Raw genomic sequence first — 13,703 nt, 5'->3', positions numbered from 1 at the left:
CACCACCATGGCGACGCCCCTGTACCGGCCCGCCCGCCGCGGCCGGCGCCCCGTACCGGACCGCAGCGGGCCGGCCGGTCCGGCACGGTCGGGGACGGGGCGCACGGCGGAGCGCGGACACGCCCTCGCCTTCTGGCTGTTCACCGGGCCCTTCCTGGCCGGACTGCTCGTCTTCGTCTACCTCCCGATCGGCTGGAGCCTGTGGCTCAGCCTCTTCGAGGCGCGCTCCACCGTGACCCCCACGGAGTTCGTGGGGCTCGACAACTACCTGACGATGCTCTCCGACGGCGACTTCGTGCGGAGCCTCGGCACCTTCACGGTGTTCGCCCTCTTCGCCGTCCCGCTCACCTTCGCCCTGTCGCTGGGGCTGGCGCTGCTGGTGCACCGCATCCGCTTCATGCGGGCGTTCTTCCGGTCCGCGTTCTTCCTCCCGACGGCGTGCAGTTATGTGGCCGCCTCACTGGTGTGGAAGATGTCGATCTTCAACGGGGTGCGCTTCGGACTGGCCAACACCGTCCTGGGATGGCTCGGGGTGGACTCCGTCGCCTGGCTGGCCTCCCCCGATCCGCCGTGGTACTGGCTGGTGATCGTCACCGTGCGGCTGTGGCTGCAGTCCGGCTTCTACATGATCCTCTTCCTGGCGGCGCTGCAGAACATCCCGCGGGTCCTCTACGAGGCGGCGGCCATCGACGGCGCGCGGCCCGGCTGGCAGACCTTCCGGTACATCACGCTGCCGCAGCTGCGCACCACGTCCAGCGCGGTGATCCTGCTTCTCCTCATCGCCGCCTACCAGGCGTTCGACGAGTTCTACAACCTGCTGGACAAGGCGACCTGGGGCCGGCCGCCCCTGGTCTACCTGTACAACCTGGCGCTCGGCGAGAACCAGGACTACGGCCTCGGCAGCGCCGGCGCCCTGCTGCTGGCCCTGCTCATCTGCCTGGTCACCCTCCTCCAGGGGCGGTTCCTGGGCTTCGGACGGGAGAGGGACACATGAGCGCGGCGGCGGGAACCGGCCGGACGGCGCGGGGCGCCCGCACCACCCTCGGCAGCGCGGGGCTGTACGCGGCGCTGGTGGTCGCCACCGTCCTCTTCCTCGTCCCCTTCTATCTGATCGCACGCAACGCGCTCTCCACGGACGCCGACATCACCGGGGAGACCTGGACGTTCTTCCCCACCGACCTCCAGTGGGGCAATGTCCGGGAGCTGTTCGACGACCCGGCCGTGCCCTTCGCCCGGGCGCTGTGGAACTCGCTGGTCGTCGGGGTGCTGCACACCGCGGGCACCCTGCTGCTCTGCTCCACCGCCGGCTACGGGCTGGCCCGCATCCCGTACCGGCACGCGCAGAAGGTCTTCTATCTGGTGCTGGGCACGCTGATGGTCCCGGCGGCCGTCACCTTCGTCCCGACGTTCGTCCTCGTCTCGTCGCTGGGCTGGGTCTCCAGCCTGCGGGGGCTGATCATCCCGGGGCTGTTCAGCGGCTTCACCGCCTTCCTCTTCCGCCAGTACTTCCTGGGATTCCCCCGGGAGCTGGAGGAGGCGGCGCGGGTGGACGGGCTGAACCACTGGGGCGCGTACTGGCGGGTGGTGGTGCCCAACTCGCTGAACTTCTTCGCGGCGATCGCCGTGATCACCTTCATCGGCGGCTGGAACGCCTTCCTGTGGCCGCTGGTCATCGGCCAGGACCAGGAGTCCTGGACGGTGCAGGTGGCGCTGTCGTCCTATCTCACCGCACAAACCGTCAACCTGCACTTGATCTTCATGGCCGCGGCGATATCCATCCTGCCCCTGATCCTCGTCTTCGTCGTTCTGCAGCGCTGGCTGGTGCAGGGCGTGGCGCAGACGGGGATCAAGGGCTGACCGAGGGGACGCATGAGCACACCTCAGGACCCGCTCCGGAACGCGCACGACCACACGGCCCGGGAAGCCCCGGGGGCCCCGGCGGGCCGCCCTCCCGCCCCGGCGCATCCGGCGATGCGGAGGGCCCGTCCTCCGCGGGCGCCCATCCCTTCCGTACTACGAGGACAGAGCGCCCGGGCGCGGCACCCTCCCGCCCCGCGCCTGGTACGCGGCCTCCGACGCCCGCCGGCTCGATCTGGGCGGCGAGTGGCGCTTCCGGCTCTCCCCCACGGCCGGCGCCGAGGACGACTCCTTCGCCCGCCCCGGCCACGACGCGAGCGGGTGGGACCGGCTCGCCGTCCCCGGCCACTGGGTGCTCCAGGGCCACGGCGCGCCCGCGTACACCAACACCCGCTACCCCTTCCCCGTGGACCCGCCCCGGGTCCCGCACGAGAATCCCACCGGCGACCATCTGCGCCACTTCGAGCTCCCGGACGACTGGCCGCTCGCGGCGGGCTCCGGCGACACCGTGCTGCGGTTCGACGGTGTCGAATCCTGCGCCCGGGTCTGGCTCAACGGCGCCGAGCTGGGCGTCTTCCAGGGCAGCCGGCTGCCGCACGAGTTCCCGGTCGGGGCGCTGCTCCGGCCCGGCGGCAATGTGCTGGCCGTCCGCGTGCACCAGTGGTCGGCCGGGAGCTATCTGGAGGACCAGGACCAGTGGTGGCTGCCCGGCATCTTCCGTGACGTGACGCTGCTGCACCGGCCGCCCGGCGCGGTGGACGACTTCACCGTCCACGCTTCGTACGACCACCGCGCCGGAACGGGGACCCTGCGGGTGGACTGCCGGACCGGCGGGGGCGGTGCGGGCGGCGGTGAAGGCCCCGGCTCCGGCCCGGACGGGGGCGCGGTTCCCGTCCGGATCACCGTCCCCGAACTGGGCCTGGACCTCGCGGCGGGCGAGAGCGCGACCGTGCCCGTGGAGCCGTGGACCGCCGAGACTCCGCGGCTGTACGAGGCCGAACTGGCCGCGTCAGGGGAGCGGATCGCGCTGCGCGTCGGCTTCCGCTCCGTCGCGGTGGAGGACGGCGTCCTCAAGGTCAACGGCCGCCGGATCCTGTTCCGGGGCGTGAACCGGCACGAGTTCCACCCGGAGACCGGGCGGACCGTCGACGCGGACACCATGCGGCGGGACCTGCTGCTGATGAAGCGGCACAACATCAACGCCGTCCGCACCAGCCACTATCCGCCGCACCCGGCCTTCCTCGATCTCTGCGACGAACTCGGCCTCTGGGTCGTCGACGAGTGCGACCTGGAGACCCACGGCTTCGCCGACACCGGCTGGCGGAACAACCCCGTCCGGGACGAACGCTGGTTCCCCGCCCTGCTGGACCGCGCCGCGCGGATGGTGGAGCGCGACAAGAACCATCCGTCCGTCATCATCTGGTCGCTCGGCAACGAGTGCGACACCGGCCCCGGGCTGACGGCCATGGCCGGGTGGATCCGCGCCCGGGACCCCGGCCGGCTGCTGCACTACGAGGGCGACCCCTCCTGCGCGGACACCGACGTCTACTCCCGCATGTACGCCCCGCACGCCGAGGTGGAGCTGATCGGCCGGCGCGCCGAGGAGCCGCTGAACGACCCGGAGCTGGACGCGCGCCGCCGCGAACTCCCGTTCGTCCTCTGCGAGTACGCCCACGCAATGGGCAACGGCCCCGGCGGCCTCGGCGAGTACCAGCGCCTCTTCGAGCGGTACGAGCGCTGCCAGGGCGGCTTCGTCTGGGAGTGGACCGACCACGGGATCGCCCGCCGCACGGCGGACGGCACCCCGTACTTCGCGTACGGCGGAGACTTCGGGGAGGAGGTCCACGACGGCAACTTCGTCTGCGACGGGCTGCTCTTCCCCGACCGCACGCCCTCGCCCGGTCTCGCCGAGTACAAGAAGGTCGTCGAGCCGGTCCGCATCGAGGGCGACGGCGCGGCGGGCACCGTCCGCGTCACCAACACCTATGACTTCTCCGGTCTGTCGCACCTGGCCTTCACCTGGTCGTACGAAGCCGGTGGCGAGCAGGTGGCGGCCGGCACCCTGCCCGTGCCGGCCCTGGCCCCCGGCGAGAGCGCGGAGGTGAAGCTGCCGGCACCGCCGCGGCTCGCGGTGGGCGGGGGTGCCGGTGCCGGTCGTGACCGTGACCGTCCGGGTGCCGGCGAACGCCAGTGGACCGTACGAGCCGTCCTCGCCGCGGACACCGCCTGGGCGCCGAAGGGCCACCTCGTGGCCTGGGCGCAGCTCCCCGCCGGCCGCCGGCCGTCCCCGCCGCCCGCGACGGGCGAACCGGCCCGCCGGGACGGGCGGTTGATCACCCTCGGCCCGGCGGTGTTCGACGCCGCGACCGGCATGCTCCGGCGCCTGGACGGCATCCCGGTCACGGATCTCCGGCTGGACGTCTGGCGCGCCCCGACCGACAACGACGAGGGCGCGCCGTGGCAGCCGGACCTGCGCCACGGCCCGCTCTGGCGGGCGCTCGGCCTGCACCGGATGCGGCACCGCCCGGACGCGGTCGAGGTCGAGGGCGACGCCCTGACCGTACGGACGAGGGTGGCCCCCGCCGCCACCGATCTGGCCCTGCGCGCCGACTACCGCTGGACGGCGGACGGCGGACGGCTGGGGCTGACGGTCGCGGTCACCCCGGAGGGCGACTGGCCGTGCGCCCTCCCCCGCCTGGGCATCCGCTTCGGCATCCCGGCCCGCCACGGTTCGGCCCGCTGGTTCGGCGGCGGCCCGGGCGAGGCGTATCCGGACACCCGGGCCGCCGCGATGACCGGCCTCTGGTCGATGACGGTCGACGAACTGCAGACCCCCTATGTCCGCCCGCAGGAGAACGGCGCCCGCGCGGACGTCCGCTGGGCCGAGCTCACCGACAGCACCGGAGCCGGCCTCTGCGCCGAAAGCGGCGGCCCCGGTGACCTCTTCTGGTTCACCGCCCGCCGCTGGACCACCGAGCAACTGGACGCGGCCCGCCACATTCCGGACCTGACGCCGGGTCCCCTGGTCTGGGTCAACCTGGACCACGCCCAGCAGGGCATCGGCTCCCAGTCCTGCGGGCCGGGCGTCCTCCCCGCGTACCAACTGGAGGCGGCGCCCGCGCAGTTCTCGTTCACCTTCTCGGCGGTGGGCCGGACCTGACGGTCCCGGCACACCCCCGCGTGCCGGCTGCCGGGCCGGACCCCGGCAGCCGCGGACCGCGCCGCCCGCCACTCCCCGGGCGGGCGGCGCGGTCCCCCTACGGCCCCGGTCAGTCCGCCACGGGCCGGTTGAACCCGGTGCGCCCGTCCCGTCCGGTCAGTGGCCGCGCGGCGCGTACATGATGACGGCCATCCCGGCGAGGCAGACCAGGGCGCCGATGACGTCGAAACGGTCGGGCCGGTAACCGTCGGCGATCATGCCCCAGGCGATCGACCCGGCCACGAAGACACCGCCGTACGCGGCGAGGATGCGGCCGAAGTTCTCATCGCTCTGGAAGGTGGCCACCACCCCGTACAGCCCGAGGGCGATGACACCGGCCCCGGTCCAGGCCCACCCCCGGTGCTCGCGGATGCCCTGCCAGACCAGCCAGGCACCGCCGATCTCGAAGAGGGCGGCGACGGCGAACAGGGCCACGGAGCGGGCGACGAGCACGGCGGGACCTTCTGCCGGAGGAGACACGGGGCGGCACCAGCAAAGCATGCCGGGGACGGGGCCCGGCGCGGCCCACCCGCACCCGGCTGCCCCGCCCCGCCCCGGCCGGCGGCTCAACGGCCGCTCATCAGGAAGAGCGCTACGACAAGAATTCCGAGCCCGATGCCGCCCCACCACCACATGACGGCGTGCGGTCTGTTCATTCCGTACGAACGTTGGTCGGACCCGTCCTTTCCCGGCCTCACGGTGTCGATGACCTCTCTTGCTCCTGCGTTGTTTCCGTGTGCCGCGAGGACCGCCGCTGCTCCGGAAGGGAGCGGTCACGCCGGAAGAGGCATGACGCTCCCGCCGTACGGAGCGTCGGCCCGCGGTCGGCATTCCGTCTTCCCCCGGCCCTCCGGATCATGCGATTCCCCTGGTGGGGCGCCCGGGCACGGGTTACCGGGGCAACTCCGGCGGCGCAGCGCCAGGGCCCCCTGGCACTCGGGGTCGCGGTGAGCCCGCACCCGAGCTGCCAGGAGGCCCTTCCTTCATTTCTCTGCCCTGTGCGCCCTCCGGCTCACGCGGTCCAGGGCTCCGGTGGGAGCGGTGCGGCCGCGCAAGCGGAGGGAGAACAGCCGGTCAGGCGCAGTCCGGCACGTTGGACAGATGAGCCTCCCCCCGGATGTAGACGTTGCTCACCCAGCCCCAGGTCCCGTTGGGCGCCTGCAGGAAGGTCCACCACCTGCTGGAGTAGCCACTGTCGTTGATGGTCTCTCCCGGCGTCTGGCACCAGGCGTTGACCCAGGTTGCCGAGACACGCGTGACCGTCGCGCAGTTGGCACGCGACGGGTAGTTGTCGCACGTCGAGCTGTAGCTGTTGCGGACGTTCACATTGGTGGCCCACACGTACACGCTGACGTCGGCCCGTTCCGGTGCCGCGGAGGCGCTGGGCGCAGCCGCCACGGAAGCGGCGAGTACGCCCGCAACGGCCAGAGCCCCGAGTGAATGCCGTGCGTTCACCGACGGAAGCACGCTTTTCCGGATCATGTTTCCCCCTATCGTTGCGACTGGTGTGCACTGGCCGGTCATTTCAGGTCTTGGTCTCCGGCTCATGCGACTGCCAGTCCCCCGTCCGGACGGGTGCGGGTGCGCCTCGCCCGGTTTCCACGTGCACCATGCCAAGAAACGCGGAAGCGATACGAGACCTTTAAGGCATTTCGAAAAATCGCTGACCGGGAGGGCTTGGTGCGATGTGGCCGTCCAGGAGGGCGGCCCCGAGCGGCGTCAGCGTATGGAGAACGCAAGCACCGACGCGCTGGCTGTGGACCAGGCGGGCACGACCCAACGCATGAACGTGCTGGCTGGCCGCGGCGGCTGAGATCCGCAACCGCAGGGCCAGTTCACCCGTGGTGGCACCATCGCGCAAGGCCCGGAGGATTCCGGCCCGGGTGCGCCCGACCACGCCCCCCAGCGGATCAACCGGGCGCTCGGCCGGTTTCGGGACGCTGCGGTTGACGGGGTAGACCAGGACCGGGCGAAGCCGCGCGTCCGCGAGGGCGATGGGGACACGGGAACAGAAACGGGAGGGAATCAGGCGCAGCCCCCGGCCCGCCAGGTGGAGATCACGCTCGACGGGATAGTTCACGTGCAGCACGGGCGGATCCCACCGCACGGCCGCTCCCAGCGAGTCGAGCAGGAGATCGATGCCACCGTCCCGCAGGGCGCGGGCACGCAGTGCACGGTCGGCCTCCACGTGTGTGTGCAACTGCGTCCAGTCCGGGGCGATGACGGACTCGTACACCTCGCGAAGTGCCTCCGCCAGCTCTGTCATGCGATGCGGGTCGGCTTCGGCGAGCCGACGCATCACCGGTGGGACCCCGCCGGAGTACCGGCCGGCCGCAAGCAGCCGTAACTCTGTGCACAACCGGCCACGCGGGGTGTCGCGCACGGCCGCGAGCCCTTGGCGCAGGCCCCCGGCCGCTTCAGCCGGAGTGAGAAAGTCCGGTACGTATCCCTTCTGTGGGATGAACGCCCCTAAATAGCGCACCTGGCCCCTCAGATTCCGCTGCCCGACCACGGCGCGCGCTCGCCGCGACCAGTCCCGGAATGCGAGGGAACTCCGCCCTCCGGATACCAGCTGCTGCATTCCCAGAATCGTTTCCCATAAGGGGTCCGGTCCGGTCGCGACATGTGTCCGCGCCAGATCTTCAACTGTAAAGCGGATGCGTAGCATGGCACATCCATTCCCCCGCTCCGACGTTTATCGTCATATCACTGCTCATCTTATCGAAGCAGCACAGCGTGGATGAACGGTGAACGACAAAAAAGAAGGCACCTCGAGAGGACACGGACTCTCACACCCGGCCGCGCCGACGGACGGCTCGGGCAGAGGCGCCGGACCGGCCCGGGGCACAAGCACGTGCGGCGACGGTGATGATCTCCGGACTCGACTCGGTGAGCGGGCCCCCGGACCAGTCCCCGTACTGCTCGGTGATCGCCAGCCCGGCATCGGTGAGGAGGTCTTCCAGCGCAGGCGCGTCCAAAAACCTCAGCGTGCTCCGGCTCACCCGCGGACCGTCCCAGGCAGGGCTCGTGAAGGTCTGTGTGAAGCTCACGAGACCGCCCTCGACCGGTGTCTCGGCCTCCGACCGGAGGCGCACTACGGCACCGGTGTCATCGGCCGCCTCGACCACGTGCTCGGGGGTCCACCGTTCCCACTCGCGGGCCGACGGGTTGCGAGTTTCGAACACCAGCCGACCGCCCTCCGTCAGGGCCGACCGCATCGCGGCCAGGGCCGTGCGCACGTCGTCGTCCGTGACGAGGACCTGGAAGGCGTGACCGGTCATGACGACCAAGTCGAACTCCCGGTCCCAGCCGACCGCGGCCAGGTCGCCGAGGACCCATTCAATGTCCGTCCGGTGCCGGGCGGCTCGGCCGAGCATCTCCTCGGCGGGGTCGAGTCCGCACAGGCGCCCGGTGTGCCCGGCTCCTCTGGCCCTGCGCAGCAACTCACCCGTTCCGCACCCGACATCGAGCACGGACTCCGCGGACAGGACGAGGGGCAGGTAGAAGCCGAAGTCCTCTCTCCCGGCACAGAGTCGGTCGTACAGCCGGGCAAGGCGCTCATCGGAGAACAGGCGGTCGACCACAGCTCCGGTCTACCCGCGCGGCTCCCGGGCCGCGAGCGGATTTTCCGTCCGCAGGCGGAATCCAGCCGTCGCGGCCGGCGCACCTGCCTGTCCGGAGTCAGCCTGACGGGGCGGTCTCCCCCGGGGCCGTGCCCGGCGCCGGGGCCGGGGCCGGGCGGTGTTCGGCCTGCGCCGTTCCGGCGGTCAGGTGTACGCGGTGTTCCGTGCCGTCCCGCCAGCGGACCGTCACCGTGTGCGCCGCGCCGTCGCCGCTCACCTCGACCCGTACCAGGTCGCCCAGCGGCGCGGGCCGGGGTTCGGCCGTGAGCCGGGCGGCACATACGAACACGCTCGCCGCCCCGCCGGTCCGCCCGGACACGGCGGGGGTCACGGCCCGCGCCGTGTACGCCGTCGCGACCGGGGGCAGCGACGGGGCGGCCACCAGTCCGTGCAGCGGCAGGAGTTCGGAGCGCGGGACCGGCCCCGCGGCCCAGCCGGTGAGGCGCACGGGGGTATCCGGCGGCGCGTTCGTCACGGCGTGGACGCGTACCTCCGCCGCGCCGTGCGCGAGGACGACGCTCACGACCCGGGCCGTGCCCACGCCGTGCCGGGACGCCGCCCAGCCCTCGCCCGCGCCCAGCGGTTCCAGGCCGTGGCGCGGGGAGACTGCGCCGTCCTCGCCGAGCAGGCCGAAGTGGTTGTCGGGTTCCGCTCCGGGCGGGGCCGGGCCGGTGGCGGTGGAGTAGGCGAGGCGCGTGTAGTGCGGGTCGTAGCGGGCGTCCTCGCTGCCGTGGTTGTGCAGCCGTACGAGCCCGTCGGCGGACGTCGACTGGAGCAGCCAGTTCGGTGCGGGCAGCGCCGTGACCGCGTCCGCGCGCTCGGCCGGGCCCGGCTCCTCGGGGGCCGTCCACACCGGGTGGTCCGGCGGGATGAGCAGGCCGAGAAACGCCTTGGCCGCCCAGTACGGGGAAGCGGGGCCGGAGTAGCGCTGGAGGACACCCTCGTACGGGCCGTACCAGCCGAGCGAGAGCAGTCCGGTCGCCGGGTCGGCCGCTCCCCGGTCGAGGAAGTGGCGGAGGGTGCCGGAGGCCAGGCGGCGGGTGGTGCCGGGGCTCAGCGGGGTGCGGCCGGTGAGGGCGCCGAGCCAGAGCGGGGCGGTGGTCGCCATGCGGTAGGTGAGCGAGCGGCCCTGGTGCACCGGCGCACCGTCGGCCCCGAACAGGCGGGCGTAGTCGGCGAGATGGGTCTCCAGCCGGGAGCCGTGCCGGTCCAGGAGCCGGGCGTCGGCGGAGAGGTGGGCCTCCAGGACGGGGTAGAGGTGCATCGCCCAGCCGTTGTAGTAGTCGAAGGCGCGGCCGGGGCCGTCGGTGTACCAGCCGTCCCCCGCGTACCAGGTCTCGATCCGGGCGAGGCCGCGTTCGCGGGCGGCCCGCGCGGCTTCGGTGGCGTGGCCCGTCGCGGCGAGGAAGCCGCCGACCGTGACGGGGAACAACTCCCAGTTGCAGGGCCAGGGTTCGGCGGTGAGGGCGTCCGCCAGCCAGGCCGCGGCGCGGTCCCGCACCGCCGGGTCCAGCCGGTCCCACAGCCAGGGGCGGGTGAGGCGGAGCGCCAGGGCTATGGAGGCCGCCTCGACCAGCGGCTGGCTCCGGTCGGTGATCCGCGGCCAGTCCTCCGGGCCGTCGCCGCCGGGCCGGCGGGTGCCCGCCGCGAGGCCGTCGGCGTACCGGCCGAGGAGTCCGTGCGGGTCGGCTCCGCCGGCGCCCGCGATCCGGAAAGCGGCGAGGAGGAACGTGCGGGCGTAGCCCTCCAGTCCGTCGGAGCGGTGGCCGGAGAAGCTCGGGCGGCCGCCGGGGACGTGGTAGAGCGCCCGGCCGGGGGTGGCGTACGGGGTGACGGCCGCGAGCAGCCCGTCGGCGGCGGCCTCCCAGTGCGCCCGGGTCCAGCCGGTACGGGGGCTGAGGGCGCGGTCCTCGGGCGGCAGGGGAACGGGGCCGGGCCGCCGGCCTCGTCGCGGAGGGGGCCGGGTGCTGGTCGCACGGAGGGTGCTCCTTCGTTCGGAGGACGGTGCTTCCGGGCGGGGTGCGGGCCTGGCCCGCTGGACCGGAAACGCGCCGGGTCACGCGGCCGGGCCGCAGGGAAGCAGATCGCGGACAGTGACTGGTCCCCGTGCGTCTCCGGTCCACTGGCGGTCGATACGGCGCCTCGTCATCGCCGCGGGCGCAGCCCAGGGGTGGCCGTGCGGCACCCGCATCCGGGTTTCCGGCGCCGGGGGCCCACCCCCCACGGCAGCAGCCGGTTCGCCCCCGGATACGCGCGGGGCACGGTCAAGTACCGCGGCGCCACTGCTGGTTGCCGGCGCCCGAGCAGGCGTAGGTGATGATCTCGGCGGAGTCGGCGGTGGCCCCGTTCGACACGTCGAGGCATTCGCCGCTGGCGCGGGACACCAGCCGGACGTATCCGCCGCCCGCGTCCTGGACCTGCCACTGCTGCTGCGCCGCGTCCGAACACGCCTGCTGCTGTACGGCGGAGCTGGTCTCGGTGAGGCAGAGGGAGCTGTGCCGGGCCATCAGCTGGACGTGGCCGCCCCCGGCGTCCTTGAACCAGAACTTCTGGTTGCCGCCGCCGTTGCACCCGTACTGCTTGAGCAGCGCCCCGGCGCGGAGCGACTGGCTGGTCACATCGGCGCACCGGCCGCTGTGCCGGGCGGTGAGGGTCTCGAACGGCCCGCCGCGGCCGGTGACCGTCCCGGCGTCGGTGTCGATGACGAGCTCCGGGTGGTAGTCCATGGTCATGCTGGTGGCGGACGGGAAGGACAGCGGGGCCCACACGTACCGGGAGTCGTTGACCGTGCCGCCGAAGGAGTTGCCCCAGCGGTCGCCCATGTAGAGGTACGAGGTCTGTCCGCTGCCCTGCACCGGCAGGACGTAGGTGGTCTGGGAGCCGTAGGTGGTGGAGTCGCCGACGTCGCGCATCTCGCTCCAGGGGCCGGAGATGCTGGTGGCGGTGGCGTATTTCTGCTGGTTGGGACTCCAGCCGGTGGCGCCGGAGGTCAGCATGAAGTAGACGCCGCCGCGCTTGAAGAGGGCCGGTGCCTCGCGGTGGCCGCCGGGCCAGGGGTTGGCGACGAGGGAGGCGACGCCGGTGTAGTCGTCGGTGAGCCGGTAGATGTGCAGGTCGTAGTTCTCCCGGGCGGCCGAGACCATGTAGCCGGTGCCGTCGCTGTCCGTGAAGACGGTGATGTCCCGCGACATGTGCTGCCCCAGCGGCCGGAAGCTGCCGCGCCAGGTGTAGTTCCCGTCGACGGTGGAGGAGGTGGCGACGGCGGCGCGGGCCTCGCTGTAGTCGGAGCCGTTCTCCTTGTGGGCCCACAGGACGTACTGGCCGGTGCGCTGGTTGTAGATCACCTTGGGGCGCTCGATGTTGGCGCGCTGCAGCTCGGGGTCGCTGGCCTGGGTGAGGATGTGGTTGCGGAACTCCCAGTTCTTCAGGTCGGTGGAACGGTAGGCGGAGACGTAGCGGAAGGTGTTGTCCGCGTTGCGGTTCTCGCCGAACCAGTAGTAGTACGCGCCGACTTTCAGCACTCCGCCGCCGTGGGCCTGCAGCGGGGCGCCCGAGGTGTCGGTGAACTGGGTGGCGTTGAGCACGGTGACCGGGGCGGCCTGTGCGGTGCCGGCCGGTAGCAGGGCGCCGGTGAGGCCGAGGAAGAGGCAGAGGGCGAGCAGCGCGGCTCGCAGGCGGTGGCGGTTCAACTCGGGCACGCTCCTTGGTGGGGTGAACGCGGTCGGGGCGGCCGCCGGGCGTCCCGGCCGGCGGTGGCGGGCGGGGCGCGGACCGGACGCCGGTCACCCGGCCGGGCGCCGGACGCCTGCTAGCGGGTGTCGGCCACCGGAATCCCGAAGTCGGGTGTCCCGTCCGGTTTCCACCCCAGTTCCTGGAGGCGGGTGTGCCGGTTCGGGTCGTTCAGCGGGTCGCCGCTGATCTCCTTGTACTGCCGCGCGTGGTAGACGAGGACGTCGGTGCGGCCGTCCTCGGCGACGGTGAAGGAGTTGTGGCCGGGGCCGTACTGGCCGGTGGCGTCGCTGCTGGTGAACACCGGCCGCGGCGATTTGCTCCAGGAGGCGGGGGCGAGCAGGTCGGCGGTGTCGTCGGCGGTCAGCAGGCCGAGGCAGTAGTTGCTGTCGGTCGCGCTGGCCGAATAGGCCAGGAAGACGCGGCCGTTGCGCTGGATGACGGCGGGGCCCTCGTTGACCTTGTGGCCGACGGTCTCCCAGGCGTACTCGGGGGTCGTCAGCCGCACCTGGGGGCCGGTCAGCGTCCACGGGCCCGCCATCTCGGAGAGGAAGACGGCGGTGTTGTTGTCCATGCCGGGCTCGTGCTGTGCCCAGGCGAGATAGCGGGTGCCCCGGTGGACGAAGGTGGTGGCGTCCAGGGAGAAGGTGTCCCAGGCGGTGGTGATCCGCCCGCGCTCCGTCCAGGTGCCGGAGAAGGGGTCGGCGTTCCGGTTCTCCAGGACCCACATCCGGATGCGCCAGACGTCGTCCGTGCGTCCGGCGGCGAAGTAGATGTACCAGGCGCCGTCGATGTGGTGGATCTCGGGGGCCCAGATGTGGGCTCCCATGTCACCGCTGCCGTGCCGCCGCCAGATCACCGTCTCCCCGGCCCCGGCCAGCCCGGCGAGGGTCGGGGAGCGGCGCAGCACGATGCGGTCGTACTCGGGGACGGTGGCCGTGTAGTAGTAGTGGCCGTCGGTGTGCCGGTGGATGTGCGGGTCCGCGCGGTTGCGGATCAGCGGGTTGGCGTACGAGGCGGCGGGGCGGGGCTCGGCCGCGCGGGAGCCGGCCCGGCGGGAACCGGCGGCGGCCTGGGCCGCACCCGGTGTGGCGGCGAGGGCACCGAGGGCGCCCAGCCCCGCCGCCGTTCGGAGCACGAGTCTGCGATCGGGCGCGGCACCACGGCTCATCCGGATCTCCTGTGGGGGAGGGGCCTGTGCGTTCGGGCCCGCAACTGGTCGAATTTGTTGGGATGTTAAGGCTTCTGGTGATTCCGGGGCAGCCCTCGGGAGGGCGGCGAAAGTTTCGGAGCGC

The 13,703-nt window shown here is 72.5% G+C and carries 10 protein-coding genes; 3 read left to right on the top strand and 7 right to left on the bottom strand.

Annotated elements, in window-relative coordinates; all coding sequences use genetic code 11:
• Window positions 1-7: 7 nt before the first annotated feature.
• The 3 genes from E4N63_RS29785 to E4N63_RS29775 all read left to right on the top strand — a co-directional run bounded on the left by E4N63_RS29785 (window position 8) and on the right by E4N63_RS29775 (window position 5,017).
• Window positions 8-994, top strand: coding sequence for a carbohydrate ABC transporter permease (locus E4N63_RS29785; protein ID WP_230242198.1), 987 nt, complete (start codon window positions 8-10; stop codon window positions 992-994).
• Window positions 991-1,857, top strand: a complete 867-nt coding sequence (locus E4N63_RS29780; RefSeq protein WP_125624063.1) for a carbohydrate ABC transporter permease — start codon at window positions 991-993, stop codon at window positions 1,855-1,857. Before E4N63_RS29785 ends, E4N63_RS29780 begins: the two co-directional genes overlap by 4 nt.
• Window positions 1,858-1,963: 106 nt before the next feature.
• Complete coding sequence (locus E4N63_RS29775) at window positions 1,964-5,017, top strand: glycoside hydrolase family 2 TIM barrel-domain containing protein (protein ID WP_230242710.1); 3,054 nt, start codon at window positions 1,964-1,966, stop codon at window positions 5,015-5,017.
• 156 nt (window positions 5,018-5,173) lie between these two features.
• Here E4N63_RS29775 and E4N63_RS29770 read toward each other — a convergent pair whose 3' ends face one another.
• The 7 genes from E4N63_RS29770 to E4N63_RS29740 form a co-directional block, all read right to left on the bottom strand.
• On the bottom strand, window positions 5,174-5,509 hold the full coding sequence (locus tag E4N63_RS29770; RefSeq protein WP_230242197.1) for a YnfA family protein: 336 nt from the start codon (window positions 5,507-5,509) through the stop codon (window positions 5,174-5,176).
• Window positions 5,510-6,130: 621 nt separating this feature from the next.
• Window positions 6,131-6,538, bottom strand: coding sequence for a hypothetical protein (locus E4N63_RS29765; RefSeq protein WP_125624066.1), 408 nt, complete (start codon window positions 6,536-6,538; stop codon window positions 6,131-6,133).
• Window positions 6,539-6,698: 160 nt separating this feature from the next.
• Window positions 6,699-7,637, bottom strand: coding sequence for a helix-turn-helix transcriptional regulator (locus tag E4N63_RS29760; protein WP_228429639.1), 939 nt, complete (start codon window positions 7,635-7,637; stop codon window positions 6,699-6,701).
• A 208-nt stretch (window positions 7,638-7,845) separates the two neighbouring features.
• Window positions 7,846-8,640: a trans-aconitate 2-methyltransferase gene (locus E4N63_RS29755; protein ID WP_230242196.1), complete on the bottom strand. Its 795-nt coding sequence runs from the start codon at window positions 8,638-8,640 to the stop codon at window positions 7,846-7,848.
• 97 nt (window positions 8,641-8,737) lie between these two features.
• Complete coding sequence (locus tag E4N63_RS29750) at window positions 8,738-10,600, bottom strand: DUF2264 domain-containing protein (RefSeq protein ID WP_230242709.1); 1,863 nt, start codon at window positions 10,598-10,600, stop codon at window positions 8,738-8,740.
• A gap of 343 nt (window positions 10,601-10,943) precedes the next feature.
• A complete protein-coding gene (locus E4N63_RS29745; RefSeq protein ID WP_374112852.1) occupies window positions 10,944-12,368 on the bottom strand; it encodes an RICIN domain-containing protein in 1,425 nt (474 codons plus the stop codon).
• Window positions 12,369-12,487: 119 nt separating this feature from the next.
• Window positions 12,488-13,579: a family 43 glycosylhydrolase gene (locus E4N63_RS29740; protein WP_230242195.1), complete on the bottom strand. Its 1,092-nt coding sequence runs from the start codon at window positions 13,577-13,579 to the stop codon at window positions 12,488-12,490.
• Between the last annotated feature and the right edge of the window lie 124 nt (window positions 13,580-13,703).

This window comes from Streptomyces sp. MNU89 (assembly GCF_020982505.1).
Classification (GTDB): domain Bacteria; phylum Actinomycetota; class Actinomycetes; order Streptomycetales; family Streptomycetaceae; genus Streptomyces; species Streptomyces xinghaiensis.
Note: the sequence above shows the minus strand (reverse complement) of the source record. Positions and strands in the feature narration are given on the sequence as shown.

Excerpts from the sequence above, each read along its gene's own strand:
- E4N63_RS29785 (WP_230242198.1), top strand. The coding sequence starts at position 8 with ATGGCGACGCCCCTGTACCGGCCCGCCCGCCGCGGCCGGCGCCCCGTA.
- E4N63_RS29780 (WP_125624063.1), top strand. The coding sequence starts at position 991 with ATGAGCGCGGCGGCGGGAACCGGCCGGACGGCGCGGGGCGCCCGCACC.
- E4N63_RS29765 (WP_125624066.1), bottom strand. The coding sequence starts at position 6,538 with ATGATCCGGAAAAGCGTGCTTCCGTCGGTGAACGCACGGCATTCACTC.
- E4N63_RS29760 (WP_228429639.1), bottom strand. The coding sequence starts at position 7,637 with ATGCAGCAGCTGGTATCCGGAGGGCGGAGTTCCCTCGCATTCCGGGAC.
- E4N63_RS29740 (WP_230242195.1), bottom strand. The coding sequence starts at position 13,579 with ATGAGCCGTGGTGCCGCGCCCGATCGCAGACTCGTGCTCCGAACGGCG.